This is a genomic window from Streptomyces sp. NPDC006365 (assembly GCF_042870755.1).
Taxonomy (GTDB): Bacteria; Actinomycetota; Actinomycetes; order Streptomycetales; family Streptomycetaceae; genus Streptomyces; species Streptomyces xiangluensis.
On the sequence record NZ_JBIAHS010000032.1, the window covers coordinates 45,250 to 70,187 of the forward strand.

A 24,938-nucleotide genomic window follows, 5' to 3' on the forward strand; every position below is an offset into this window, starting at 1 on the left:
GACGTTGGCCCCTTGGATGCCTCAGTGAACCGGGCCCCGCTACCGCCCTCGCTGGTCCAGTGGCACAGGGGGCTCGTTCGGCAGGGTGCTGGTGTAGCCGTCATGGCGTTCTCGCTTCAAACCAGTGTTGGGGCTCTTTGAATTGAAAATCCCCACCCGCGCTCGGCTTGTTCCCCAGACCTGCTCACCTCAGGTACCCACCCCGGAAGGCATGTGGCTTCGGCTCAGCTCTCCCGGGGCAGCGGGTGTTCCTTGACGAAGCGGCGGAGCTCCGCAGTGAGGCCGACCGGGTTGTCGAACTGGACGAGAGTGCGGGCGTCGGGTATCTCCACGTAGCGGGCGTTCGGCAGCAACTCCGCGAGACGGCGCCCCGTGGCGGGCGGCATCATACGGTCCTCGGCGCCCCAGGCGACCAGTACGGGGCGAGTGAAGGAAGGCAGGTTCGCGGCGGCCTTCAGGTAGCAGTCCGGGTCCGCGCTGCGGCAGAACTTGGCGAAGTCACGCCGGATGTCGCGGCTGCTCAGCAGCGGGCCGTACCAGCGGGCGATCAGCTCCTTCGGGAGCCGCTTCTTCGCCATCCCACCGAGTGACGTCTGCATGCGAGACAGGGCCGGGAAGCGGAAGGACTGGAGGAGGAGGAAGAGACCGCCGGGAATCCTGCTGGCGCGGTGGAGTGTTCGGCCCTGAATGCCCGGTGGGTAGTTGTCAAGCGCCTCGCAGGAGGTGAGGACGAGCCGCGCGATGCGATCGTCTCGTACGCCGACGAGGAGTTGAGCCGTTCCGGTGTCGTTCTGGACGAGGGTGACATCACGGAGGTCCAGGCAGTCCATGAACTCGGCCAGAAGCGCCGCGATGCCGTGCGCGGACAGGTCGGCGTCCGGCCGCATCGGCCGCCGGTGGCTGCCGATCGGCAGTACGGGGACCAGCACACGGAAGTCGGGTCGGAGGTCGGAGACAACCTCGCTCCACACCGACTCGTCGAAGCCGAGACCGTGGGCCAGGACCACGACGGGGCCGTCACCGCCCGTGTCCTCGTAGTCGATCGTCCCTGCGCTCAGCTCGATCTCGGGCATGGCATTGCCTCCGGCTCGGTCGCACATTTCTTGATAGATCGTTCTAATGAGAGAATAGCGTCCTCTCTGATACCGACAATGGCCGCCACCCGGAGGCTCACCGTGAGCGACAGCAAGGGCACCAGCGCACGAGACACCAAGCAGCGCATCGTCACCGCTGGCACCGAGCTTTTCCGGCGCAAGGGCTACACCGGGACGGGTATGAAGCAGATCGCCGAGGCCGCCGGCGCGCCGTTCGGGTCGATCTATCACTTCTTCCCAGGAGGCAAGGCGCAGCTGGGTGAGGAGGTCATTCGCACTTCGGGAGCCGTCTATCTCGGTCTTGTCGCCGAGCTCCTGGATCCGCACGAGGACAGAGCCGTCGCCACCGGCGACTTCTTCACCGCCGCAGCGGACACCCTGAGTGAGCTCGACTTCGCCGACCCCTGCCCGATCGCCACCGTCGCGCTGGAGGTGGCCAGCACCAACGAGCAGCTGCGTCTTGCCACTTCGGAGGTCTTCGACAGCTGGATCGACGGCCTCGCTGCCTACTACGCGGCAGGCGGCATCCCAGAGCCGGCCGCGCGTGAGACGGCTAGCTCAGTGATCGCATTGCTCGAGGGTGCCTTCATGCTCGGCCGTGCCGGGCGCAGCACCGCTCCGGTGCTCGCGGCGGGCAGAGCGGCCGCGGCGATCGTACGAGCGGTGCTGGTCGGCGAGTGACTGTCGCCCTCGGGCAGGCCGCGCGGATCTCGGTACCCGTCGGCCATCAGGCTGAGCTGCCCCTGGTTGTGCCCGCAACCAAGTGAGGAGAACGAGCAGGGGTGCCCGTTTTCAGGGCTCTGTCCGCAGTTCCGTGAATCCCCAGGTCATGGAGGTGAGCGAGGGATCGTTTCGGCAGAGTATGTTCCGGCATGGCAAGCAAGACGGTCGAGGCTGTGCTGTTTCCCGGGATCGATGTGCGAGTGGAGAGCGTCAGCGACTCGTCCGATGTCCTCGTGGTGGAGGCTGTGTCCACCGCTCTCCCGGGCCTGTGCCCGGACTGCCGGAAACAGGCGAGGCGCATACACAGCACTTATCAACGAGGCCTGAATGAAAGGCCGTTGGGACCTCGCCGGGGCATAGTCCGGCTGCGGGTCCGCCGGTACTTCTGCGACCGGAAGAACTGTTCCCGCACGACGTTCGTCGAGCAGGTGCCGGGTCTGTCCGAGCGGCACCGCCGCTCCAGCACCGGGCTGACGGGGTGGCTGCGGTCGATCGCGGTGGAACTGGGCGGCCGTCCGGCGGCGCGGTTGTGTCGCCGCCTGCGGCTGGTCGCGGGCCGGACCCGGCTGCTCAGGTTGCTGACGGCGCCGACGGTGCCGGACCGTGCCCCGCGGGTGCTGGGGGTCGACGAGTTCGCCTTCCGCAAGGGCTGCACCTATGGGACCGTGCTGGTCGATGTCGAGGCCGGCCGGGTTGTGGACGTACTGCCCGACCGCACCTCGGAGAAGTTCGCGGCCTGGCTCACCGGGCATCCCGGTGCCGAGATCATTTGCCGGGACCGGGCCACCGCCTACACCAAGGCGGTCAGGGAAGCCGCCCCGGACGCCCTGGAAGTCGCTGATCGCTGGCACCTGTTGCAGAACCTGTCCGCCGCGGTGGAGAAGACCTGCCACCAGCACCGCGACTGCCTGCGCAAACGCGCCGAGGAGGAGACAGTGACCGAGATGCCGGAACCGCCCCCGATGCTGTTACCGCCCGCGGAACTGCCCCGCACCCAGATCATCGAACGCACCCGCCACCGCTACGAGGACATCCACCGCCTGCTGGAGAAACGCTGGACGATCAGCGCCATCGCCCGTCGGCTGAACCTCGACCGCAAGACCGTCCGCCGCTTCCGCGACACCGACCTCGACGAGTTGCTGGCCTCCGCCCGCGAGCGCTGGAGCCGTTCAAGGCATACCTCAACGCCCGCTTCACCGAAGCACAAGGCCAGGTCAGCGGCACCCGACTGTTCCTGGAGATCCAGGACCGCGGCTACCGCGGCAGTCGCCAGGTCGTCCGCAAACACCTCGCCGCCCTCCGCGCGGGCACCGCCGAACCGGTCCGGGCCGACATCCCCAGCCCCGGCAAGGTCACCTCCTGGATCATGCGGCCCCGGGAGACGCTTACCTCAAGCCAGGACGAGCGACGCCTGCAAGTCCGGCTCGCCTGTCCGGACATCACCCGGGCCTGCGATCTCGCTCGGGCGTTCGCCGACCTGGTCCGCCACCAGCGCGGATACCTGTTGCTAGAGTGGATCCGGCAGGCCGAGCAGGACGCGCCGAAGCCCATGAAGGGCTTCGGCGGCTTCCTCCGCCAGGACCTCGACGCCGTCACCGCCGGACTCACCCTGCTGTGGAGTTCCGGGGTGGTCGAAGGCCACGTGAACCGGGTGAAAACACTCAAGAGAGCAATGTATGGCCGGGCCTCGTTCGAACTCCTACGGACGCGCATCCTCACCCAGCCACGGAACGTGCGATGCGGAATCCGACGTCGTCGACCCGAAACGTGGGGTGACTGCGGCGCCTTACGGAGGCCCGGCAGCTCCAGTGCTCGTCGAACCAGCCGCCGCCTCGCAGAACTCGGTAGGTGCCGTATACCTCGGCGTCGTAGATGTCCCAGCACCACTCCCACACGTTGCCGAGCATGTCATGAAAGCCCCAGAGATTGGGGTGCTTGCCTCCTACCTCGTGGATGGTCTCTACCGAGTTGCCGCGATGCCAGGCGATCTCGTCGAGGGAGCCATAACGCGGTCCCGCCGTACCGGCCCGGCACGCGTGCTCCCACTCCGCTTCGGTCGGCAGCCGGTACCCGTCGGCCGATACGTCCCATTCGATGTCTTCGCCGCCGATCTGCCGGTAGGCGGGCGTGAATCCCTTGCGCTGCGACAGGGCGTTGCAGAATTGGACCGCATCCCACCAGGAGACGCCCTCGACGGGCAGATGGTGTCCACGGACGGTACTTGGACGCTCGCCGGTTACGTGCGCGTACAGCACCTGGGTGGTGGGGTACGTCGCAAGCTGGTAGGGGTCCAGCTCGACCGCCCAACTCCGCTGTGTCCGCCGGTCCGACAGTGTGACCTGCCCGGCCGGAACTGCGGTCATCTCGGGCCCTGCACTCGCATCCATGAGCAAACGATCTTACCGGCGCTTTCACGGAACTGCGGTCAGAGCCGTTTTCAGGGGTCTGGGCGGAATTTCGTGATGGTTACGGAGGCCGGCTCTATTCCCCCGGGGTCCATGGTGGGTAAGGGGTGATGTCGGCGGTCCACTCAGTCGAGGCTGTCAGCAGGGCCTCGGGCGTGATCCGGCACGCGACCGTGAACGGGTCGCCTGCGCGATTCCGCTTCCGCCAGGGCGGCGAGAACTCAAGGTCCAAGCGGATCTGAGTAGGTGTTTTTGATCCCTGGCCGTGAGGTGGGTACGGCTGGATGATCTGGTTCGTGGGCTAGCGGGACAGTTCGGCGGTACTGCCGGGAGTGTGGTGATCCGCTACCGCGGGCGGCGGAGGCGGTGTACTACTCGGACCGTTGCCGGGTGCGGGCATGCCGTCAGCGGCGGGCGTCGCGGAACGGCGTTACGGAAAGGCCGTAGCCGAACGCCTCGCTGACACCTCGAACGGCCCAGGTTTTGCAGGGTAGTTGGGAGCGATTGTCGAGCGCTTCGAGCGCCCCTGGCTCGCGCCCTGCCCCGGCGTGCCGCGCACGCGTCACGGTGGATGGTGACTGGGGCGGGCGCCCCCTTGACCGGTCACGTCGTGGCGGCCGGACCGGACCCGGGCGAGGCGGTGGTCTTCATGACCGATGTGGCCGACCGGATCGGGAACGTCACCCGGCAGCGTTACGAACAGCTCGTCACCCGGGCGAAGGAACTGATCGCGCAGGTCGCGAGGGCGCAGTTCGCTTTGGGTGACATGGCGTTGGAGTCGAGCCGACGAGGTCGGTGGGCGGGTCGATGCCGAATGGCACCGAGGACCTGTTCAGCGTGACGGAGTCATTGCAGATGTTCGCGGATGACATCGGCGTCGAGCGCAGGACGGTGGAGGACTGGCGTTACACCGCCAACCGGTGGCCCGAGGGGCACCGCAAGGATGGCGTGTCGTTCACTCGGACATATCCGAAGAGGGTGACGGCGGCGTGTACACGGGTGCCGGCGTCCGGCCCGAGGCCGTCCAGCGCTGCCGGGGCCCAGTCGATGGGCCGCATACCGTGCTGAACGACCATCAGGCGGCTGAGGTTGAGGACCGCGTCCGGTCAGGGAAGCACCTGGTAGAGACGCTACTGGATCGCTGCGGACAGTTCGAGTCCTAATCCACCGCCCCGCGGCTTCGCTGCGAGCCATGGATCTGACGGTGCCGCAGGACAGCATGCTCGTGGCCCCAGCGGCAGGTGAGCTCAACAGGGTCACGACCGTGAACCAGAGACGGTGTCATCCGCCGTCGTGCGCGTCCTTCGGTGTGCGCGGCGGCCGCTTCGTGTGGGGCAAACGACCGGCACACTCAGCGACCGGGCCGGGCTACTGTGCCCGTCGTGCGGGGCTGACACCGGCCATGGCGGTCGCGCATGACCTCACCCGCAGGGTGACCCTCGCCTGATGCGCGTCAACTTGAGGCGGTGCACGACTGACAAAGTCCCCTGCACGGACGACAAAGTCCGAAGCCCACGACGACCCTAAGGTGGCTGTGGGCCAACGACGTCGAGGCCCACACTTGCGTGCCGTCCAAGGCCGCGTTCAAGGCCTGGGCCAACCGCCTCACGGTCTGACGGACCGGCCGTTCCACGAACCCACCGCGGCCCGTTCCCTCCCTGCAGGGGGGAACGGGCCCGGAGTGGACCCACGCGGCCCCGAAGGCCGTGCAACTCACCGCACACCCCCAGTCGGTTCACTGACAAAGGATGGACATGAGCACTCGTAGAAGCCGCAGTCTCGCCAGCCTCACCCTCACAGGCGCCCTGCTCACCGGCACACTCGCCGTGGCGTTCGCGGCGGCCCCCGCGGCATCGGCGCACGGCACCTACCGGCACTGCACCTACAGCGTCAGCATGTTCGTCGACAACAACCGGGACCTGAGGGCGCCGCTCCCCTGGGGTTGGAACGAGTCCACCCAGACCTCCACCTGCTACCTGGCCAACGGTGATGTCGGCAGCAGAACCGATTCCGCCGTCACGGCTCTGCAGCGAGCGTTGAAGAAGTGCTACTCCGCCGGTCTCACGCTCGACGGGGATTTCGGCGACCTGACGGAAGCCGCCCTTAGGAGGGCGCAGAGCGCCTCGGGTGCGAGGGTCGACGGCGAGTACGGTCCCAACACTCGCGACCACATCAAGTGGCCGGTCTACCGGGAGAGCACGGGGCAGTTCGTGAAGTGCTCCAAGACGTCGAGCATGTCCTCGGTGTACATCCCTTGACCCGCCCTTCGGCTGGTCCGGCCAGCCGAAGAAGCGACGCGCCCCGGTAGTGCTGTTTCAAAGTCCTGATGACGGTGCGGAGGCGCAGGTCACGGTGGTGCGACGTCTGTAGACTGTCCCGTCCCGAACGCAGCGAAGCTCCGGTTGGAGCGGGTGACCTCTCAAGTCGCCTGCACTGTCCGGGGCTTCGATGTGTCGCCACTCTGCCACCGTCTGCCTGATCAAAACGCCCTCTCAGAATTGATCGCTCGGCTGGAGCATGGCTGACGTGCCCACAACGGTCACGATCGCAGCAGGACGCGGGTGCGGAGGAGCCGGAATGATCCCCGGCCGTACATCTGCCGCTTGATCGTCTTGAACGGTTGACGTGGCCTTCGACGACGCCGGAACTGTAGACGAGTGTCATGCCGGCGAGGACGGCATCCCAGTCCTGGCGCAGGAATCCAGCGAAGCCCCGTACCGGACCGGGCCCGTTGGTCTCGGCTTCGCGGATCCAGGCGGCCAGGAGGTGGCCGCGGCGGTCGCGAACCACCCGGCACGGGCATAACGCGTGGTCAGACCCTCGACCTGCTCCACGAACGTGCGTCGCCCGCAAGCGGGTGCGTTGCAGAAGAACCGCCGGACCTCCAGCTTCACCACCACCCGGCGCCCGCCGGCGGGATACTCGGCAAGCCGTCGCCCGTAACGGCTGTGCACCCGACGCGAGCAAGTCGCGCAACTCGGGCATCTCAACTCCGGTACGGCGCTGTGGGCTTCGGCCACAACGACCCCGTCCACCTCGGTCAACCGGTCCAGCACCATCCCCACGGCGTTCGGGAACAGTACGTCCTTCAACGCCGACAGATCCCCCATGACCAGGGCATTCCCACCGTCAAACACGGGACGTCGACTACACGAACGTGACGGTCACGAAATTCCGCCCAGACCCGTTTTGAGTCAGGAACGTGGAGCAGAGTCGCTGGGCGGGAAGGGCGGGTCTACCCGCTGGGGCGCGGCCTGGGCCACCGAGACCATCAGCACGCATGTGATCACCGAAGAGACGCTCGCGACGAGCACGGACGACGGGGTTTCCGGACGTCCCCCGCACCGGAGCCAGCGGCCTCGGTCCCGCATCCGACCGACGAGGGTCCCAAAAGGGACCCGGCCCTCTGCCATGACAAGGCCCCCGACCGGGGCATGTCCCATCACCGGCCAAGGGCCGGCGCCGTCTCGATCGGAGCGCTGCTCCCCGACCGCCCTCGTCGCAGCTGCGCACCCCGGTTGTTCGCTCGGCAATCGCCCCGCTCCGTACGGCTGTTGACCGCAGCCGCGCCCGATCCCGAGATTCTGTCTCCACTCCTTTCTGTTGCATGTGGGGAGCCGGATGGTTGGAAAGCAACAGGTCAGCTCGGATGTTGACCCGGCAGGAGCGGACAACAGAGGGACAAGCGCAGTTCGTCGTGGTCTGAATCCACGAACTTCTGTGGTCGTGTCCCACCAGCGGAAAACAGGACCTGGCCATCCGAGGCATCGTCAGGCGAAAGCGGCTGCCGGTAGCTCTGCCTCTGTCTCCTCCCAGGGGAGGTAGACGCCGAGCTCGCCCTCCAGGAACCCCAGGAACGCGACATCGCCCAGCTCGTTACCGTTGTGCGCGAAGCCGAGCGCCACCTCGGCTGGGGCGCCGTTCGTAAGGTGCGGCAGGCCAGGCTCGAAGGACGTCACCGCATCACCGCGGCAGCCATAGTCGACGCGGCTGAAGCCCTTCGCGTTGCGATGCACGCAGAACGCCCGTCCCCGCTCGGACAGCGCCGCGATGTACGTGCCCGTGTGGCAGTGGGATTCCTCCAGCGCATACGCCCAGCCCGCCACCGAGCCCGCTCGGACGATGGTGTCCGGCGGGGCGGGCAGAAAGCCGGCGCTTGCCAGCTGGGCAACCGTCGCTTCGTCTTCCCAGTCCAGGAAGTCGAGGTCACTGATGTGGTCCTCCTCATCCCGCAGCAACAGCTCGCGCGCTGCGGAGCGGGTGAGCGGGACAATGTGGCGCTCCTCGGCTCCGACGCGGCGCAGCAGCTCGTACGGCGAGAGGCCCTCGCTGAGTGTGAGCGTGAAGCTGATGTTGTAGGCATCGGCTATCCAGCGCAGCCCGTTCTCTGTGGGTCCCTGGTTCATCAAGCCGCCCTCCCCGCACGGTGGCCGCCACGATGACAGCCCTTGCGAGCAGAACCTAACGCTCAGCACCGACATCTACTTGCGGTGGGACAGCCAGAGTCCAGAGGCGATTGGGCAACTGCGGAACCTGCCGACGCTGTGATGGCGGAACGGACGCACTCACCTCCTACTCAACGGCACAAGCAACAACAAGCCACTCGATACAGAACGGCGGAACGGCCGGATACACCCGGCCTGTCGGCCCCTCCCCGTACGCTCGGCTCATCCGTCCCGCACCCGAGGAGGAGCCCGAGGGCTCTGTCTGCTGACTACGTTCCTCGTCGTGCCCCGCGCACTCGAAGCCGCCTGCCGCGCCCGTCGTCAGCGGTGGGCTTCCGCGGCCGCCATGCGCTTGGCCTTGACCTCGGGCGGAAGCGGGAGAACCGGCGGTGGCGCAGCGCCCGGGTTGGTCGGCCCCTCGTCACGGACGCCATCGGGCCCGGCGACTTCCGGCGCATGTTCATCACCGACGCCATCCGCTCCGACTGCCACCCCACATCGCCCAGGTCATCGGCCACACCAAAATCAACACCGCCATGGGCTACAACGCGGTCTACCCCACCGAGACCATCGAAGCCCACCGCGCCTTCATCACCCGCCGCCGCACCCTGCGCCCCGCCGAGGAGTACCGCACCCCCACCGAAACCGAGTGGGGGGACTTCCTCGGCCACTTCGAACGCCGCAAACCTTCCGTCGGCACCTGCGCCCGCGCCTACGGCACCGCCTGAATCCACGAGCACGCTTGCGTCAGATGCTCGCCCCTTCGGCCTGACCCGACCCAACGGGCGCGGCTTGCCGAGATCCGCGACAACTTGATCGCCCGAATCGCCGAAGCCGAGACAGAAGGCTGGCTCGGCGAGGTCGAAGGTCTCCAGGTCAGCCTGGCTGGCGCCGAGGAGAAGCTCCGCCAGCTCGATCGGGGCCACGGGCAGCATACGGCCGTGGACCTGGGCGTCCCCACTACGCGTGGTGATCGATGAACCCGCGAAGGTGGACTGCAGCACGGCCCTCAACCAAGATCGAGAACAAGTTCAAAGAAGCGCGTATCAAACGCCCTTCAGAACACGATCAAGTGCCGCCCGGCCTGCAGGTCCCCAGTTCGGCTTGCCACCGGGAAGACCCCGATCTCCGTTCTCCCCCATGAGCATCAGGAAGAGGCTCTTCATCGCGGCCAGCCCGCGGGCACGCCGGATCGCCGCCTCGTCCGCATGCGCGTACATGTCGAAGAACCGTGAGGCCGTGCCCGCGGGTAGCAGCACCCATGCGGCGGCGAGGTCCCAGGCCGGGTCGCCGGCGCACATGGCACCGAAGTCGACGATGCCCGAGAGCGTTCCGTCCGAGACGACGACGTTCGCGGGATGAAGGTCACCGTGCACCCATACCGGCGGGCCCTCACACTCGGGGGCCGCAACGGCATCGTCCCAGACGGCCCGGACCTCGTCGGCAATGCCGCCGGGGACAACGGCTTCAAAGAAGTAGTTGAAGCCGTCCGTGCACTTCTTGGGGTGAGCGCCGAAGTCCGAGCTGATCGGCGCCTCGGCGGGCGCCTCCACATGGAGCGCCCGGAGGAAGCCCGCCAACGTGTCGGCCGCGTGGTCGCCGCGGCTGATCGAGCCGTGGTCCAGCGGCTCGCCGGGAACCCACGTCATCACGGTCCAGTGCTTGGGGAAGCGCGCGGACGGTTCACCGAATCGCACCGGAGTCGGCACCGGGAGCGGCAGGCGAGGGGCCAGCACGGGTAGCCACCGCCGCTCCTTGAGCTGGAGCTCCGGGGTGGGGTCCATGCGCTGCATGCGCACGGCCAACTCGTCCCCGAGACGCCACATTTGGTTGCCCCAACCGCCCGCCACCTCACGGATGGCCAGCCCCGCAAGGTCCGGATGCTGCTCCTGCAGCAGGTCGCGAACCAGGTCTGCGGTGATCTCGATCTCGGTGTCGGTCATGCGAAGTCACAGTACTGAGGCGGCGGTCGAAGCGGCTCTCGCTCTCCGGAACATCTCACTGTGATGCCTCTGGCACCACCGATTCGGTTTCAGAGAGCTGCAGATCAAAGGCTTCGGGGCGGACCGGCCCCAAGTTTAGAGAAGTCACGAGACCAAAGCTGATCGCACCCGACCAGATCGTTCGGGGCATGGCAAACCTCCGGCGGCACCCCGAGCCCTTTCTGGCTATGAGCGGTGGCGCGCGGTGGCATCTGGTCGGGAACTGCTTTCCCGCGGACCCGCGACGCGGCCGTCGGCTACGCCTGCGTCGCGGCTGCTGAAACTCTGGCCGTGGGGACAAGTCGAGGATGTGCAGCTGGGTGTCGGGCGTGCAGTGCGTGCAGGCCTTGAGGACCTCGGCCAGGAGGCGGCGGGCTTCGTCGCGGCCGAGGCACGGCGCCGTTGGCGTTGACCGCGCTGCCGTCCACCGTGGACACCCAGACGGGGCCGCGGGAGTGCAGTGCGACGCGGCGGCGGGAGCGGTCCTTCTTGGCCCAGAGGGTGGCGGCGGGCTCCAGCAGCTTCCAGGCGCCTTCGGCGCAGGTGTAGGTCTGGACGCCTTCGGCGGAGAAGACGCCGGTGAGCCGGTTGCCGTCGGGTACCTTCAGCGCGGCCCAACGCGGTCGATGCCGCCGCCAGATTGTTACTCAACGCGACAAGGCGCCGTCGTCGATCACATCAACCGGGCATATCCCCCATGATTTGCCAGCCGGCAAGCAGTTGTCGCGACACAGGGTGACGAAGCAATTTTGCTACAAGTTCCGAAATTATCGGGGACGTTTCCGGCCACGCCGCCGAAACACGCCATTCCTACCGTCACTGTCGACCGCACAAATCCCCATCGGGCCACCAGGCCAGTCCATTCATCGGGTCCGGCGGATCAAAAAAGCTACTTCCGCCAGAAACCCCATCACCGCCCCGCATCTTCATCAGGCAGGAGCCACGAGTGTCCAACATCTCCAGACGCGGCGCCCTACGGCTGACCGGCGGCATAGCCGTCCTCGGTACCCTCGCCCTGGCGGGCTGTGGGCGCGGCGACGACACCGCTGCGACAGCCTCCGCCAAGCCCATCGACAACTCCCCGGCCACGGGAACCGTCACCGTCTGGGCCGCCCAGGGTGACGCCGACGTGCTGGAGAAGGTCATCAAGCCCTTCAAGGCCGCGAATCCCGACCTCGAGCTGAAGTTCACGCTGATCCCGAACGCCGAGTACTACACCAAGCTCCAGTCGGCGATCGCGGCGGGCAAGGGACCCGATGTGGCGCAGTTCTTCCCCGAGTCGCAGGCGCAGTTCCTGGATCCGTCGATCCTTCGGCCCGTTCCGGACGGCCTCGTCGACCCCGACAGCTTCTTCAAGAGCCTCTGGGACGCGGGCGTCGTCAAGGACATCGCCTACACGGTGCCCTGGTACGCCTACACCTACGCGCTCGTCTACCGCTCCGACCTCGCCGAGAAGGCGGACGTCAAGGCGCCGACCAGGTGGGACGAGGTGGTGCCGTTCTTCAAGGCGCTCCAGGGCGCAGGGGCCGCGCGCGGCCTCGGGGCCGACATCGGCTGGGACATCTTCAACGGCCAGGACGTCGCGATGTACGCCTGGCAGGCAGGCGGCTCGCTGCTCTCCGCCGGCGGCAAGTGGACTCTCGACACTCCAGCGACGGTCGACGCGCTCAAGTACAACGCGTCGTTCTTCACCTCGGGCGCCGCCGACCCCGGCGGCCCCACATTCCTCGACGCACAGCCGTTCTTCGTCGCCGGAAAGACCGCCACGATGATCACGGGCCCGTGGGTCGTCGGCCAGCTCGACACCGTCGCCAAGAAGGACGGCTGGACGGCGTCCCACGTCGCGACCGCACCGCTGCCGGCCGGGCCGTCGGGCAGCGCCTCCTTCTCCGCCGGAGGCAGTTGGGGTGTGCTCGCGGGCGGCGGCAACGAGGACGCCTCGTGGAAGCTCATCCGGCACATCTCCGAGCCGAGCACCCAGGTCGCGCAGTACAAGGCGTACAGCTCGCTGCCGGCCGTCGTGTCCGCCTGGGACGATCCGGCCATCGCGGACCAGCCGCTGCTGGACGCCTTCCTCACGCAGATGAAGAACACCCGGGCGTTCCCGCAGGTGAGTACGTGGCAGCAGGTCGCGACCCGGCTGGGCAAGGAGATGGAGGCCGTGGCCAAGGGCACGCGGAGCGCCGAAAGGGCAGCCGCGAACGTCCAGTCGTACGCCGAGAGCCTCGGCACCGGTACGGGGTGACCTGGATGACCACCACCATCATCCCGGGGGCGCCGGTCAAGGGCCGGCGCTCCCGGGGCGCCCGTCGCACGGCTGTCGCCTGGCTGTTCCTCGCACCGTTCGTCCTGCTGTTCCTGCTCTACACGGCGATCCCCACCGTCGCCGCGCTCGGGTTCAGCCTGACCGACCTGCGGGGCACGGATCTGCGTCATCCGCTCGCGGTCGACTTCATCGGGCTCGAGAACTACGTCCGTCTGTTCCGGGACGAGAGCTTCCTGCGGGACCTCCTCAACACCGCCCTCTTCGTGGCCGTCGGTGTGCCGCTGACCATGGGGATCGGTTTCGTGCTGGCCCTCGCGGTGAACTCCGGCATCCGGCGGCTGCGCGGGGTGTTCCGTACGGTGTTCTTCGCTCCGGTCGTCACGAACGTCGTCGCGGTCGCGCTGATCTGGCAGTACGCCTTCAACGCGAACGGCACCGTCAACGAGGTGCTCGGCGCCGTCGGCTTCGCCGGACCGAACTGGCTGGACGACCCGGACCTGGCCATGCCCGTGGTCATCCTGCTCGGGGTCTGGCGCAACTTCGGCACCGCGATGGTGTTGTTCCTCGCCGGTCTGCAGGCCGTTCCGCGGGACGTGTACGAGGCCGCCGCCCTCGACGGGGCCGGACGGTGGCGGCAGTTGCGGCACATCACCCTGCCGCTGCTGCTGCCCACCACCCTCATGGTGACGGTGCTGCTGACCGTCTTCTACCTCCAGGTGTTCGACGAGCCGTACCTGCTCACCAACGGCGGCCCCCTGGGCTCCACCGAATCGGTGGCGCTGTACACCTACCGCCAGTTCGGATCCGGCGAATTCGGGGTCTCCTCGGCCGCGTCCTTCGTGACGCTCGTGCTCGTCGCCCTGGTGAGCGTCGTCCAGTTCAGGCTGCTGAGGCCCCGCACATGACCGCCGTGGCGACCGTGAAGAACACCGAGCCGAAGAACGCCGAGCCGAAGAGCGCCGACCCGACCCCCACCGACCGGATCGCCGTGCGCCGCCGGTCCGTCGCCCCGCCCCTGCTGTACGGCGCCCTGGTGCTGTGCGCCCTGCTCACGCTGCTCCCGTTCCTCTGGGTGGTCAGCGGCTCGCTGCGCAGCCTCGACGAGATCCGCTCCGACCCCGGCGCCTGGCTTCCGCACGACGTCACCCTCAACAACTTCACCCGGCTGTTCGCCACCGAGGGCTTCGGCCGGTTCCTGGTCAACAGCGTCGTCGTCGCCGCGATCGTGGTGGCCGGGAACATCGTGGCGGCCTCGGCCGCCGGTTACGCGCTCGCGAAGCTCGACTTCGCGGGCAGGCGGATCGCGTTCGGCGCGGTCATGGCGGCGCTGATGGTTCCCTTCACCGCGGTGTTCGTCCCCCAGTTCGTGATCACCGTCGACATGGGTCTGGCGGACACCCTCGCCGGTATCGCCCTGCCCAGCGTGGCGATGCCGCTGTCGGTCTTCATCATGCGGCAGTACGCGCTGTCGGTCCCCGACGAACTCCTCGAGGCGGCCCGCATCGACGGCGCGGGCGAGTTCCGGATCTTCTTCCGGATCTTCCTGCCGCTGGCCGGGCCCGCCGTCGCCACCGTCACGATCATGTCCTTCCTGAACTCGTGGAACTACTTCATCTGGCCGCTCATCGTCGCCCAGAGCACGTCCAGTTACACGCTGCCGGTGGGCCTCGCCGCCACCAGCCAGGCGGCGGCACACGTCACCGACTACGGACTGATGCTCGCCGGAGCGATCGTGGTGATGCTGCCGGTACTGGTGCTCTTCCTGTCCCTGCAACGTCACTTCGTTCAGGGCATCGCCGGAACGGGAATGCGGTGACCGCGTTGGACGACCGGATGGACTCACTCGACGCGCCCGGCGAGCAGGTCACCGCACACGCTCCCGCCGGCACGGTCGTCGGCCGTGGCACCGGCCGGGTACGGCGCTTCCTCGGCATCCCGTACGCCGAACCACCCACCGGGGCACGCCGGTTCGCTGCCCCGGTACGACGCGGCCGGTTCACCGAGCCGTACGACGCGTCCCGCCACGGCCCCACCGCGCAGAAGGTACCGCTGTTCGCCACGACGACCGTGCCGGAGCCGTCGGTGCCGGGCGATGACGTGCTGAACCTCTCCGTAGTCGCTCCGGCCGCGGACGACGGCCGTGAGCCCTGCCCGGTCATGGTGTGGATCCACGGCGGCGGCTTCGTGGCGGGGAGCCCGGCCAGTCCGTGGTACGACGGCCGCGCGTTCGCCCGCGGCGGGGTCGTCTGCGTCACCGTGGGCTACCGGCTGGGCGTCGAGGGATTCGCCGTACTGGACGACGCCCCCACGAACCTCGGGCTGCGGGATCTGCTGCTCGCACTGGACTGGATACAGGAGAACATCGCCGCCTTCGGCGGTGATCCGGGCCGGGTGACCGTCGTCGGCCAGTCGGCCGGGGGAGCGGCGGTGCTCGCGCTGCTCTCGTCGCCCCTCGGCAGCGGTCGCTTCCACCGCGCGGTCAGCCTGTCCGGTGGTCTCTTCACCGTGGCTGAGGACGTCGCACACGACTTCCTGGACCGGCTCGGGAACAGGCTCGGTGTGCCGCCGACGCGTACCGGATTCGGCGACTGCACCGTGGAGCGCGTCCAGCAGGGTGTCTTCGACCTGCGCACCGAGTCGGGTCACGACACGCTCGTCCTCGGCCCGTTCGTCGGCGACGACGTCCTGCCCGTGTCCCTCGCCGACGGACTCGCCGTGCACGGGCGTGGCGTACCTCTGTTGCTCGGCGCGACGGGCGACGAGTTCGACGCCGGGGCCACACCCCAGAGCACTCACCCGAGCTTCTCCGACCCCGTCGAACGCGCCGCCGCCCGCGCGGCGGGCACCCGCGTGACCGACACCCTGTTCCGTGCCGCCTGTCCGCGCGTGGCGGCCGCCCGTCGCCACGCCGCCGGCGGCACCTGGCTGTACTCCTTCGAGTGGCCCTCTCCCGTTCTCGGTGGTGCCGCGCACTGCGTCGACCTTCCGTACTTCTTCGACGTGCTCGACGCACCGGGCGTCGCCGAGGCACTAGGACCGCGTCCGCCCGGAGAACTGGCCACGCTGATGCACGCCGATCTGGTCGGTCTCGTCCACGGCCGGCAGCCGGGCTGGGCCAGGGCGAGCGGGACGCCCGGTGATCCGGCTCGCGAGTACGGCCGGCCCGGGGGAGTGCTCGCCGCCGACACCACGGGCGTGTTCGACCCCGTGGTACAGGCGGTGCCCGAGAGGGCGGAGGTGTGCTGATGCCCCGGATGAACGGGATGAACCAGAGCGCCGTCCGACGCGTCAACACCTCGGTCATCCTCCGCGCACTGGCCGTGTCGGCCGGGCCGATGACGTTGACCTCGCTCGCCGAGCACGTCGGCCTCTCCCGCCGCACCATCGAGCTCATCCTGGACTCGCTCGTCGAAGCGGGCTGGGTGACCGAACTGGACCGGATGCCGATCAGCGGCTGCGCCGGCCGCCCCGCCCGCCGCTTCGCACTGCGGGCGGAGAACGCTCTGTTGGCGGCCGTGTGCATCACCACCTCGGACGTGACCGCGGTCATCGCCGATGTGCGCGGCCGCATCCTCGGCCGGGCGCACCGGCTGCTGCGGGCCTACCAGGATCCGCAGGCCACCCTCGACGACGCGGCGGCACTGGTCCTCGACGCGCTCGACGACGGGGGCGGGTCGACGGACCGGCTGCGCGCCGGTGCGGTCGCGAACGGTGGCGCGATCGACGACGACGGCGTCGTACGGCGCCTGGTGCACACGACGCGCTGGGAAGGCGTGCACCTGCCCGAAGAGCTCACCAGGCGGATCCGGATGCCCTGGTTCGCGGACAACGACACCAACCTCGGTGCGCTGGCGGAGCGTTGGCGGGGCGTCGCCGGTGATCACGCCAACGTCGTATGGGCGATTCTCGGGAACCGGACAGGCCTCGGCATCCTCATCCGCGGAGCCGTGCACCGCGGTCTGGACGGCGCCGCGGGTGAGATCGTCGAGGCACGGTCGATGCCGACCGACTCGATCGCGAACCGCCCGGTGGCCTGGCTGACGTCACCGGAACCGGCCAGGCGGAGCGTCGCGCTCGACCACTTCGACGCGGCCCGGGCCGGCGACGCGACCGCGCTCGCGGAGGTCGACGCGTTCGTGGAGAACATCGCGTCGATCCTCACCACCCTGTCGTGGACCGTCGCGCCCTCGCTCATCGTGCTCGGTGGCGGCCTGGAAGACGCGGCCGACGTGCTGCTGCCCCGGGTACGCGAGGCGTTGCGCGACGCCCGAACCCCCGCGGTCGAACTGCGCGCCACCGGTCTGGGCCGCGACGCCGCGCTCGTCGGCGCCGTCAAGCTGGCCCTCGACCGCATGGACACCGAGCTGTTCGGCCCGATGGTCCCCGGCGCATGACCCCCGCACACATCCGCCCTGGTGGCATCAGACATGGAGACTTTTGGTGACCGACACCCCCCGCACCGACGTCCTCATCGTGGGCAGCGGCATCATGGGTTCCGCCGTGGCCCGGCTGCTGCGCGAGGCCGACCCCGCGCTGGACATCACGATGGTCGACGGCGGCTCCGCGATCGGTGAGACACCCGGCCTGCACCTGCACGACCTCGACGACCCGGTCCTCTGGTCCCGCTACAACGAACAGGTCGCCACCGGCATTCAGGGCATGTACACGGGCGCCGAGGTGGTGCGCGACGTCCCGGACGGCCTCACCGATCTCGCGCCGGGCATGTTCCACGCGCTCGCCCTCGGCCAGGACGCCGAGGCGATGCCCGCGACGGCCCTCGCGTGGAACGCGGGCGGCATGGGCGTGCACTGGACCGCCGCGACACCGTGGCCCGCCGGGGACGAGGTGTTCGACTTCGGCGACCCGGACCGCTGGGCGACGGACCTGGACACCGCACGCCGACTGCTCGAGGTCACGCCCTCCGCGATCGGCCCCACCGAGGTCGGCAGGCTCGTCCTCGACGTACTGCGCCGACGCCACGACGGCGTCGGGCCGGAGGACCGGCGCCCGCAGCCGATGCCCATGGCGGTCACGGCGACGGCATCCGGTCCCCTGCCGCGCACGGCCCCGGGGACGATCTTCCCCGCCATCGCGACCGGTGGGGACCCGGCCTTCACCTTGGTGACCGGCACGCTCGCGACGTCGCTCATCGTCAGCGACGACGACCGGGTCGCCGGAGCCCGTCTGCGCCGCATCGCCGACGGAGCCGCGTCGGGCCTCCTCGCGGACACCGTCGTCGTGTGCGCCGACGCGCTGCGCACCCCGCAGTTGCTGTTCGCTTCGGGCATCCGGCCCGAGGCGTTGGGCCGGCACCTCAACGAGCACGCGTTCGTCACCGCCCGGGTCCTGCTCGACCTCGACCGGTTCGGCATCGACCGCGATGCCCTGCCCCTGCCGCGTGCCGGAGAGTTCAGCACGGACTCGCTGTGGCTGCCCCGGAACGGAGCGGCACAGCCGTTCCACGGCCAGATCATGAACCGCACGTACGTGGACGACGACGGGCACCCTCTGGCGCACTCGGTGGGACTTTCGCTGTACGTCCCCGTCGAGTCACGCCCGGAGAACCGGCTCGTGTTCTCGCCGACGGAGACCGACCTCGCCGGGATGCCGAGGATCAGCGTCGAGTTCGGCTACTCCGCCACCGACCGGGCCATGATCCGGCGGGCGCTCGACGAAGTCCGGTCGATCGTCGAAGAGTTCGGCACGTTCGATCCCGCGACCGAACGTGCCCTGCTGCCGCCCGGCTCGTCCCTGCACCAGACCGGTACCGTCCGGGCCGGCGCCACCGACGACGGCTCCAGCGTGTGCGACCCGGACGGCCGGGTGTGGGGCCACGACAACCTGTACCTCGCCGGCAACGGCGTCATCCCGACCGCGATGGCCGCCAACGTCACCCTGACCGGCGTGGTGACCGCGGTACGCGCCGCCCGCGCCGTCGCCGAACGATCCCGCGCGCTCGCCGCGCACCGGCTCGCCGCGCGCTGACGCGACGGGCACCGACCAGCCACACACTGAGAGGAACCCAACCCCATGGTGGACATCCCGAAGGAGTACCGCGTGGCGCTGCCGGCGTGGATCGACGACGAACTCGCCGACGTGCCCGCCGTCATACCCGACCGCGACGACCGGATGCGCCTCGTACACCGACTCGCCGACCGCAACTGGCGCGAGAGCAACGGCGGCCCGTTCGCGGCGCTCGTCGCCGAGCGGGACACCGGGCGGATCGTCTCGGTCGGAGTGAACGTCGTACTCACCTCCGGCGTCTCCAGCGCGCACGCCGAGGTCGTCGCGCTCGGACTGGCCCAGACGGCGGCCGGCAGCTGGGACCTCGGCGGCGACGGAATGTCGGCCCACGAGCTGGTCGTGAACTGGCGTCCGTGCGTGCAGTGCTACGGCGCGGCGATGTGGTCCGGTGTGCGCGGCCTGGTGGTCGCCGGCGAGGGCCCGGAACTCGAGGAGATCACCACGTTCGACGAGGGCCCGCTCGGCGCGGACTGGGCCGAGCAGTTCGAGGCGCGCGGCATCCAGGTCACCCCGGACGTGCTCCGCGACGAGGCGCTCGCCGTGTTCCGCGATTACCGGAAAGCCGTCGACGCCGACGGCATCGTCGTCTACAACGCCCGCGCAGGTGCTGAATGACAGGACCGAACCGCCTGGAGACGCGCGCCGCGCCACCACGCTTCGCAACCGACATCGTCACCTTCTACCACCCGGAATTCTGGGGACTCGAGTCCGCCGGCGCCTTCCGCGACTGGGCCGTCAAGAACCCCGAGCGCTTCTGGGAACGGGTGCTGAACGCGCTGACCGAGGCCGGTGTCACCGGCATCGAGCTGACCTTCGCGCCCGGCGACATCGACTCGGTCCTGCGGGCCTTCGGCGATGCCCCGTCGTTCCGCCGCGAACTTGCGGCCCGGGGGCTGTCCGTCGTGAGCGCCTTCATCGCGTCGAGCGAATGCCCCGACTGGCGGCAGGGCACGAACCTGCCCGCGATCGTCGCCGACGCCGAGCGACGTGCGGCCTTCCTCACCGAGGTGGGGGCGGAGGTTCTCGTCGCCGGACTGCCCATGCGTGCGACGTTCGGTACGCGTCCGCCCTTCTTCGTCGACGCCGCCTACATGACGCGGATGGCCGACATCGCACACGTGGTGGGGGAAGCCGTCGCACAGCACGGTGTGCGGCTGGCCTTCCACACCGAGTCCAACAGCACGCTCTGGTACGAGAGGGACATCGACCTGTTCATGGCCCTGACCGACCCGCGCTACGTGTGGTTGTGCCCCGACTCGTGCCACATCGCGCTCGGGGGAGGCGACCCCGTCACCGTCGCGCGCCGCCACTCCCAGCGCATCGCGCTGGCGCACTGGAAGGACGCGGTCAAGCCGATCGACGTCGAACTCACCATCGACGAAACGGTCTTCGCTCGGCAACAGCCCTACATGGCGGAACTGGGCAGGGGCATTGTGGACTTCAAAGGATGGGCCGACGAAATGTCACGCACTCCCGGCGCCGCCATCGTGCTCATCGAGCTCGATGAGGCATCCGATCCGGTCGCCGCGCTCCAGTCGGGGATCACTGTGGCGCAGGAGGCTCTGGCGTGATCGCTCTTCGGCGCGCCATTCGGCCGGAGACGGTCCGCAGGCGTACTGGCAGCGTGTTCCACGCCTTCATCGAGCCTCGCCCATCCTTCTCGGCAACCATGTGCCGGAGCCTCGCGGCCACTTCCGAGGCCGACCGAAAGGGCCCCATGTCCTTGCAAGCGCCTGAGTACTTCACCGTACCGGTGGTCGACATATCCCCTACGTCGAGGGAGGGCCGGAGACGGAGCGCCGCAGGGTCGCACAGGAGATCGACGACGCATGCTCGGGTGTGGGCTTCATCCAGATCCTGGGCCATGCGATCCCGGACTCGGCGATCGCCGGCATGGCCTCGACGATAGACGCCTTCTTCGCCCTGCCCCCGGAGACAAAGAGGACCTGCTGCGTCACCGGCGCCAACCGCGGCTACAGCCCAAGAGCGAGTCCCTGAGCCTGAGCCTCGGCGTCGAGTCGGCCGGCCGCATGAACGACTTCTTCGAGGCCTTCAACGTCGGTGTGGAGGCACGTTCCTTCCCTTCGCTGGACCTGTCCGAGGACGACTACGGGATCAACGTGTGGCCCGAGATCGGCGATTTCAGCGAGAGCGTCCAGGCCTACTTCGACCACGCCGCCCGGGTCGCACGCACCCTTACCCGGGTCTTCGCCGACGCCCTCGGAGTGGATCCTGAGTTCTTCGCCCGGCTCACCGACCACTCCATCGACGTGCTGCGCATGAACAACCACGCCCTACCGGAAGGAACGGTCACCCTCGACGGCGACCTCACCGGGATGGGGGAGCACACCGACTTCGGGATCGTCACCGTCCTCTGGGCCGACCAGGTCAAAGGCCTCCAGGTCCTCGGCCGGAACGAACGCTGGCACGATGTCGCACCGGCCGACGGCGCGCTGCTGGTCAACCTTGGCGACCTCACGGCCCGGCTCACCAACGATCGATGGATGTCGACCCTGCACCGCGTCAAACCCTCCATCGTCGACGGCACCATCAGGCGTCGCCGCTCAGCCGCTTTCTTCCACGACGGAAACCCCGAGGCCGTCATCGAGACGTTGGACAGTCACCGCGACGCCTCAGGGTCGGCCTACGAACCGATCACGGTCCGGGACCACATCAGGGTCAAGCTGGCCGGGTCACGACAGGGCATCAAGCTGGTGCGCCGCAGCTGACCGCAGACGGTAGAAGAGCTGAACGCCGCCCTGCTGGGCAAGCTGGTCGAGGACAAGCTGCTGCGGTGTCGCAACTACGCATCGACACGACCGTGATGGAAGCCGACATCGACCCCCCACGGACGCCGACCTGCTCGAACACGGAGTACGTAAGCTCGGCCGGCTGGTGGGGCGGATCAAGGCGTCCGGGGCAGCCAGGCGCACCCGCTTCCGTGATCGCAGCCGCTCAGCGGGGCGCCGCGTGAAGGAGATCTCCCGCACGCTGCGACGGCGCACCGGCCAGGCACTGGGCGAGATCGACCGTCTCACCGGCGAGATCGCCGCGGTGGCCCGCGCGACCCTGCGGGACGTGGCGGCAGTGGAGCGCAATGCACGGCGCACGCTGGCTGAGCGGCCCTCGGGGCGACTCGCGCATCTGGTGGGCGAGCCGACCGAGACCGTGGCGGGCACCCGCCGGCTGTGGGAGCAGACCGCGCTGCGGCTGGCGGGCATCCGCACCATCCCGGACCGCATGGTCTCGTTGGCAGACCCGGACGCGCGGCCGATCCGCAAGGGCAAGCCCCAGCACCCCACTCAGTTCGGTTGCACCGCACTCGTGGCCGAGGACGAACGCGGCTTCATCGTCGATCACCAGGTCCAGCGCGGGAACCCGGCCGACGCGCCGCAACTGGTTCCGTCGGTGGAGCGCGCTGTGTCACTGACTGGCCGCCCACCCAACACGGTCGTAGCGGACCGCGGCTTCGGCACGGCGGCCAATGATCTCGCCCTGGCCGGACTCGGTGTCCAGCGGGTCGGCCTGCAACGTGCTGGAAAGCCTGGAAAGGCACGGCGTGAGTACGAGCAGAGCCGTCCATTTCGGCGGATGCGCAACTGGAGAGTCGGCGTCGAGGCCCGTATCAGTCACCTCAAGCGCAGCTTCGGATTCCGTCGCACCCGCCTGCGCCGCCTGCGCCGCCTGGCCGGTGCCCAGACCTGGGCCGGACTGGGAGTCTTCGCCTACAACCTCCAGCGGATGGCCGTCCTCAGCCGGTGAGCCAGATGCCCCCGACCGGCCAGCGGCACAGCGCCGTCCTACCACGCCAGCCCCGTCACCAGCCCAAACACTTTTTCAGGGGCAAGTAGCTAGGCGCTCGCGGTCTCGTCCGGGTTGAGGGCGTCGAGGATGAGGGTGAGGCCGAAGGCGAACTCGTCGGCGTAGTCGTAGCCGGGCTTGAGGACGTGCTCGGTGGCCAACTCGGTGAGGTGGGGGTAGTCGTCGGCGGGCATGTCGCGCAGGATGGCGCCCGCGACCTTGTCCAGCTCCGCCGCGCCGGTGAACGGCAGGCTCAGTTCCTGGAGCACGAAGCCGTACAGGTAGCTGTCGATCAGCGAGATGGCGTGCGCGGCCATGGGGACGGAGAATCCTCCGGCGCGCAACGCTCCGATGACGGCGTCGTGGTGGCGCAGGGTCGCGGGGCCGGGCTGGGAGCGGGAGTCCATCAGGCCGATGGACCACGGGTGGCGCCGGAGGACGGCGCGGGCGGAGACCGCTCGGTGGCGCATGGCGCTTTTCCAGTCCGTGTCGCGTGGCGGCAGGTCGATCTCGCCGAACACCGCGTCCACCATGCCGTCGAGGATGTCTTCCCTGCCTGCCACGTGGTGATAGAGCGACATCGCCTCGACTCCCAGCGGTTCGGCAATGGCCCGCATGGTGAGCGCGGCCGATCCCTTCTCGTCCGCCACCGCCACCGCCGTACGAATCACGCGCTCGCGACTGAGCGGGGTGCGCGCCGACGCCCCGCGCCGGCCCTTGCCTCCCTCGCGCATCCGCCCTCCTTTCCGCTCCTCTTGACCGCCTTACAGCATAAGGCTAGCTTGCCTTACAACATAAGGTCAGCAGTCCGGCGAAGGGGATGCGGCATGAGCGCGGATCGTGTGAAGAAGGTCTGCATCGTCGGGGCTTCGGGGAAGCTCGGGCAGTACATGGTCGGGCACGCACTAGAACGCGGCTACGACGTGGTCGGCGTGTGCCGGGAGCGCAGCGTGCCGAAATTGGCCGCGTTCGAAGGCCGGATGACCGTAGTCCCCGGACCCACGAACGACCCGGAGGTGATCCGGCGGGCGGTCGCCGGGTGCGACGGGGTGCTGACGGTGCTGGTGCCCTGGGGTGTGCAGCAGTACGCGTCGGGCACGGCGCAGGCGGTGCTCGACCACGCACGGCCGGGCGCGCGCCTGGTCTTCTCCTGCGGCTGGCACATCACGCGCGACGGCAAGGACAAGTACTCGCGAATGTTCACCATGGGCGTCCGGATCGCCGCCGTACTCGGCAAGCTCGTCCGCGCCGTCGAGATCGACGACCAGGTGGAGGCGTGCCGACGGGTGTTCGCCAGCGACACCCGGTGGACCGTGGTGCGCGGCAGCAGCCTGGAGGAAGGCGAAAGCCAGGGCCTGCCCGTGTGGAGCCGGCACGTGGGCGATCCGGTACTGGCCAGCAACCTGACGCGGCGGGTGGACTTCGCACTGTTCATGGTCGAAGCACTCACCAACGACACGCTCGTCCAGGAGGCCCCCGCGATCGTCGGCTGCCAAGCTCCCAGTACCTTCGCCCATACCGGCGGCCCCCACAACCACGCCTAGCTGAGCCGGACAGGTTTGTGGTGCTGATGAACCGAGCTGGTCGTCCGCTCCGGTGGGGGCCGCAGCCGGCGGTAGTGGGTGGCCTTTGAGCGGCCGGTCAGCCGACAGGCTGCCGTGATGCCCAGCTCGCCCTCGATTCCGGTGAACGCGTCGTCGGCCACCGGGTCGGCGGCGGCTCTCAGTCCGCGCCCTCGGAGATCACTCCAAGAGCGCGGAAGCTTTTCCCATGACCTCCAGCGCGGCCTTGTTGCGAGCCAACTCCTTTGGAAGCCTCTCGACTTGACGGTGCAGCCTCTCGTTCTCCGCCTCGGCGGCCGACTTCTTCGGCCGCACCGGGCTGGTCCGCTTGTCGGCGAAATTCTCCAATGCCCCCGCATCGCGGGCGGACCGCCACTCCTTGACGGGAGTGGTAGAGGCGTTCCCGGCGCAGGACCGCGCCCTTGTCGCCGGGCGCGGCGGCGTCGCACTCGGCGACGATTCGCAGTTTGTACGCGGCGCTGAACGTCCGGCGCTTCGGGCGAGCGGCCGGATCCGCCCCGGCGGGCTTTGTGCTGGTCATGAGGTGGAAACTCCTGTCGGTGCCCTCTCAGGCTAACCCGGCAAACCGGGACGTCTCACCCAAGGCTGACAGAGGGGGCGACCCGAGCGCGCCTT

21 protein-coding genes and 5 pseudogenes are annotated in these 24,938 nt (G+C 68.8%); 17 read left to right on the forward strand and 9 right to left on the reverse strand.

What is annotated here, in order from left to right; translation table 11 throughout:
• Positions 1–224: 224 nt before the first annotated feature.
• The gene (locus tag ACFYO0_RS44710; RefSeq protein WP_388687748.1) at positions 225–1,073 is read right to left on the reverse strand and encodes an alpha/beta fold hydrolase; all 849 of its coding nucleotides are present in this window, start codon (positions 1,071–1,073) and stop codon (positions 225–227) included.
• Between the two features lie 102 nt (positions 1,074–1,175).
• On the opposite strand from ACFYO0_RS44710, the gene ACFYO0_RS44715 reads away from it, so the two are divergent.
• The 3 genes and pseudogenes from ACFYO0_RS44715 to ACFYO0_RS44725 form a co-directional block, all read left to right on the forward strand.
• Entirely contained in the window at positions 1,176–1,775 is a 600-nt protein-coding gene (locus ACFYO0_RS44715) for a TetR/AcrR family transcriptional regulator (RefSeq protein ID WP_388687750.1), read from the forward strand.
• Positions 1,776–1,966: 191 nt separating this feature from the next.
• Positions 1,967–2,740: pseudogene (locus tag ACFYO0_RS44720) on the forward strand (ISL3 family transposase); the annotation flags it as partial.
• A 410-nt stretch (positions 2,741–3,150) separates the two neighbouring features.
• Positions 3,151–3,471: pseudogene (locus ACFYO0_RS44725) on the forward strand (transposase); the annotation flags it as partial.
• 61 nt (positions 3,472–3,532) lie between these two features.
• Here the strand turns inward: ACFYO0_RS44725 and ACFYO0_RS44730 are convergent.
• Entirely contained in the window at positions 3,533–4,180 is a 648-nt protein-coding gene (locus tag ACFYO0_RS44730; RefSeq protein ID WP_388687752.1) for a formylglycine-generating enzyme family protein, read from the reverse strand.
• 1,796 nt (positions 4,181–5,976) lie between these two features.
• Here ACFYO0_RS44730 and ACFYO0_RS44735 point away from each other — a divergent pair.
• Positions 5,977–6,480: a peptidoglycan-binding domain-containing protein gene (locus ACFYO0_RS44735; protein WP_388687754.1), complete on the forward strand. Its 504-nt coding sequence runs from the start codon at positions 5,977–5,979 to the stop codon at positions 6,478–6,480.
• Between the two features lie 402 nt (positions 6,481–6,882).
• On the opposite strand, the gene ACFYO0_RS44740 is transcribed toward ACFYO0_RS44735, so the two are convergent.
• Positions 6,883–7,332 carry a transposase family protein gene (locus tag ACFYO0_RS44740; RefSeq protein ID WP_388687756.1) on the reverse strand — a complete coding sequence of 150 codons (450 nt, stop codon included), beginning with the start codon at positions 7,330–7,332 and terminating at the stop codon, positions 6,883–6,885.
• Between the two features lie 660 nt (positions 7,333–7,992).
• The gene (locus ACFYO0_RS44745) at positions 7,993–8,628 is read right to left on the reverse strand and encodes a DUF6461 domain-containing protein (protein WP_388687758.1); all 636 of its coding nucleotides are present in this window, start codon (positions 8,626–8,628) and stop codon (positions 7,993–7,995) included.
• Between the two features lie 575 nt (positions 8,629–9,203).
• On the opposite strand from ACFYO0_RS44745, the gene ACFYO0_RS44750 reads away from it, so the two are divergent.
• The gene (locus ACFYO0_RS44750; RefSeq protein ID WP_388687760.1) at positions 9,204–9,395 is read left to right on the forward strand and encodes a hypothetical protein; all 192 of its coding nucleotides are present in this window, start codon (positions 9,204–9,206) and stop codon (positions 9,393–9,395) included.
• Between the two features lie 318 nt (positions 9,396–9,713).
• On the opposite strand, the gene ACFYO0_RS44755 is transcribed toward ACFYO0_RS44750, so the two are convergent.
• Both ACFYO0_RS44755 and ACFYO0_RS44760 read right to left on the reverse strand, forming a co-directional pair.
• Positions 9,714–10,610, reverse strand: coding sequence for an aminoglycoside phosphotransferase family protein (locus ACFYO0_RS44755; RefSeq protein ID WP_388687762.1), 897 nt, complete (start codon positions 10,608–10,610; stop codon positions 9,714–9,716).
• Between the two features lie 404 nt (positions 10,611–11,014).
• Positions 11,015–11,263, reverse strand: a pseudogene (locus ACFYO0_RS44760) (Tat pathway signal sequence domain protein); the annotation flags it as partial.
• A 332-nt stretch (positions 11,264–11,595) separates the two neighbouring features.
• Here ACFYO0_RS44760 and ACFYO0_RS44765 point away from each other — a divergent pair.
• The 8 genes from ACFYO0_RS44765 to ACFYO0_RS44800 are packed head-to-tail and all read left to right on the forward strand — an operon-like array spanning position 11,596 to position 20,510.
• Entirely contained in the window at positions 11,596–12,894 is a 1,299-nt protein-coding gene (locus tag ACFYO0_RS44765) for an extracellular solute-binding protein (RefSeq protein ID WP_388687764.1), read from the forward strand.
• Positions 12,895–12,899: 5 nt separating this feature from the next.
• Positions 12,900–13,820, forward strand: a complete 921-nt coding sequence (locus ACFYO0_RS44770; RefSeq protein WP_388687766.1) for a carbohydrate ABC transporter permease — start codon at positions 12,900–12,902, stop codon at positions 13,818–13,820.
• On the forward strand, positions 13,817–14,731 hold the full coding sequence (locus tag ACFYO0_RS44775; RefSeq protein ID WP_388687768.1) for a carbohydrate ABC transporter permease: 915 nt from the start codon (positions 13,817–13,819) through the stop codon (positions 14,729–14,731). Before ACFYO0_RS44770 ends, ACFYO0_RS44775 begins: the two co-directional genes overlap by 4 nt.
• On the forward strand, positions 14,728–16,161 hold the full coding sequence (locus ACFYO0_RS44780; protein ID WP_388687770.1) for a carboxylesterase family protein: 1,434 nt from the start codon (positions 14,728–14,730) through the stop codon (positions 16,159–16,161). The genes ACFYO0_RS44775 and ACFYO0_RS44780 overlap by 4 nt, the downstream gene beginning before the upstream one ends.
• A gap of 8 nt (positions 16,162–16,169) precedes the next feature.
• Complete coding sequence (locus tag ACFYO0_RS44785; RefSeq protein ID WP_388687802.1) at positions 16,170–17,309, forward strand: ROK family protein; 1,140 nt, start codon at positions 16,170–16,172, stop codon at positions 17,307–17,309.
• A gap of 46 nt (positions 17,310–17,355) precedes the next feature.
• Entirely contained in the window at positions 17,356–18,900 is a 1,545-nt protein-coding gene (locus ACFYO0_RS44790) for a GMC oxidoreductase (protein ID WP_388687772.1), read from the forward strand.
• A 45-nt stretch (positions 18,901–18,945) separates the two neighbouring features.
• Positions 18,946–19,554 (forward strand): nucleoside deaminase, encoded by a 609-nt coding sequence (locus ACFYO0_RS44795; RefSeq protein WP_388687774.1) that lies wholly within the window; start codon positions 18,946–18,948, stop codon positions 19,552–19,554.
• Positions 19,551–20,510, forward strand: a complete 960-nt coding sequence (locus tag ACFYO0_RS44800) for a sugar phosphate isomerase/epimerase family protein (RefSeq protein ID WP_388687776.1) — start codon at positions 19,551–19,553, stop codon at positions 20,508–20,510. The genes ACFYO0_RS44795 and ACFYO0_RS44800 overlap by 4 nt, the downstream gene beginning before the upstream one ends.
• Before the next feature lie 198 nt (positions 20,511–20,708).
• On the opposite strand, the gene ACFYO0_RS44805 is transcribed toward ACFYO0_RS44800, so the two are convergent.
• A complete protein-coding gene (locus tag ACFYO0_RS44805) occupies positions 20,709–20,834 on the reverse strand; it encodes a hypothetical protein (RefSeq protein WP_388687804.1) in 126 nt (41 codons plus the stop codon).
• Here ACFYO0_RS44805 and ACFYO0_RS44810 point away from each other — a divergent pair.
• The 3 genes and pseudogenes from ACFYO0_RS44810 to ACFYO0_RS44820 all read left to right on the forward strand — a co-directional run.
• Positions 20,779–20,937 (forward strand): 2-oxoglutarate and iron-dependent oxygenase domain-containing protein, encoded by a 159-nt coding sequence (locus ACFYO0_RS44810; protein WP_388687778.1) that lies wholly within the window; start codon positions 20,779–20,781, stop codon positions 20,935–20,937. The genes ACFYO0_RS44805 and ACFYO0_RS44810 overlap by 56 nt on opposite strands.
• A gap of 338 nt (positions 20,938–21,275) precedes the next feature.
• A pseudogene (locus ACFYO0_RS44815) lies at positions 21,276–21,461 on the forward strand (2OG-Fe(II) oxygenase family protein); the annotation flags it as partial.
• A gap of 183 nt (positions 21,462–21,644) precedes the next feature.
• Positions 21,645–22,701: pseudogene (locus ACFYO0_RS44820) on the forward strand (ISNCY family transposase); the annotation flags it as partial.
• An 89-nt stretch (positions 22,702–22,790) separates the two neighbouring features.
• Here ACFYO0_RS44820 and ACFYO0_RS44825 read toward each other — a convergent pair.
• A complete protein-coding gene (locus tag ACFYO0_RS44825; RefSeq protein WP_388687780.1) occupies positions 22,791–23,474 on the reverse strand; it encodes a TetR/AcrR family transcriptional regulator in 684 nt (227 codons plus the stop codon).
• Between the two features lie 93 nt (positions 23,475–23,567).
• Here ACFYO0_RS44825 and ACFYO0_RS44830 point away from each other — a divergent pair, with 93 nt between their 5' ends.
• Entirely contained in the window at positions 23,568–24,284 is a 717-nt protein-coding gene (locus ACFYO0_RS44830) for an NAD(P)-dependent oxidoreductase (RefSeq protein WP_388687782.1), read from the forward strand.
• A gap of 198 nt (positions 24,285–24,482) precedes the next feature.
• Here the strand turns inward: ACFYO0_RS44830 and ACFYO0_RS44835 are convergent, their stop codons facing one another.
• Positions 24,483–24,650 carry a hypothetical protein gene (locus ACFYO0_RS44835; RefSeq protein WP_388687784.1) on the reverse strand — a complete coding sequence of 56 codons (168 nt, stop codon included), beginning with the start codon at positions 24,648–24,650 and terminating at the stop codon, positions 24,483–24,485.
• Positions 24,651–24,938: the final 288 nt, after the last annotated feature.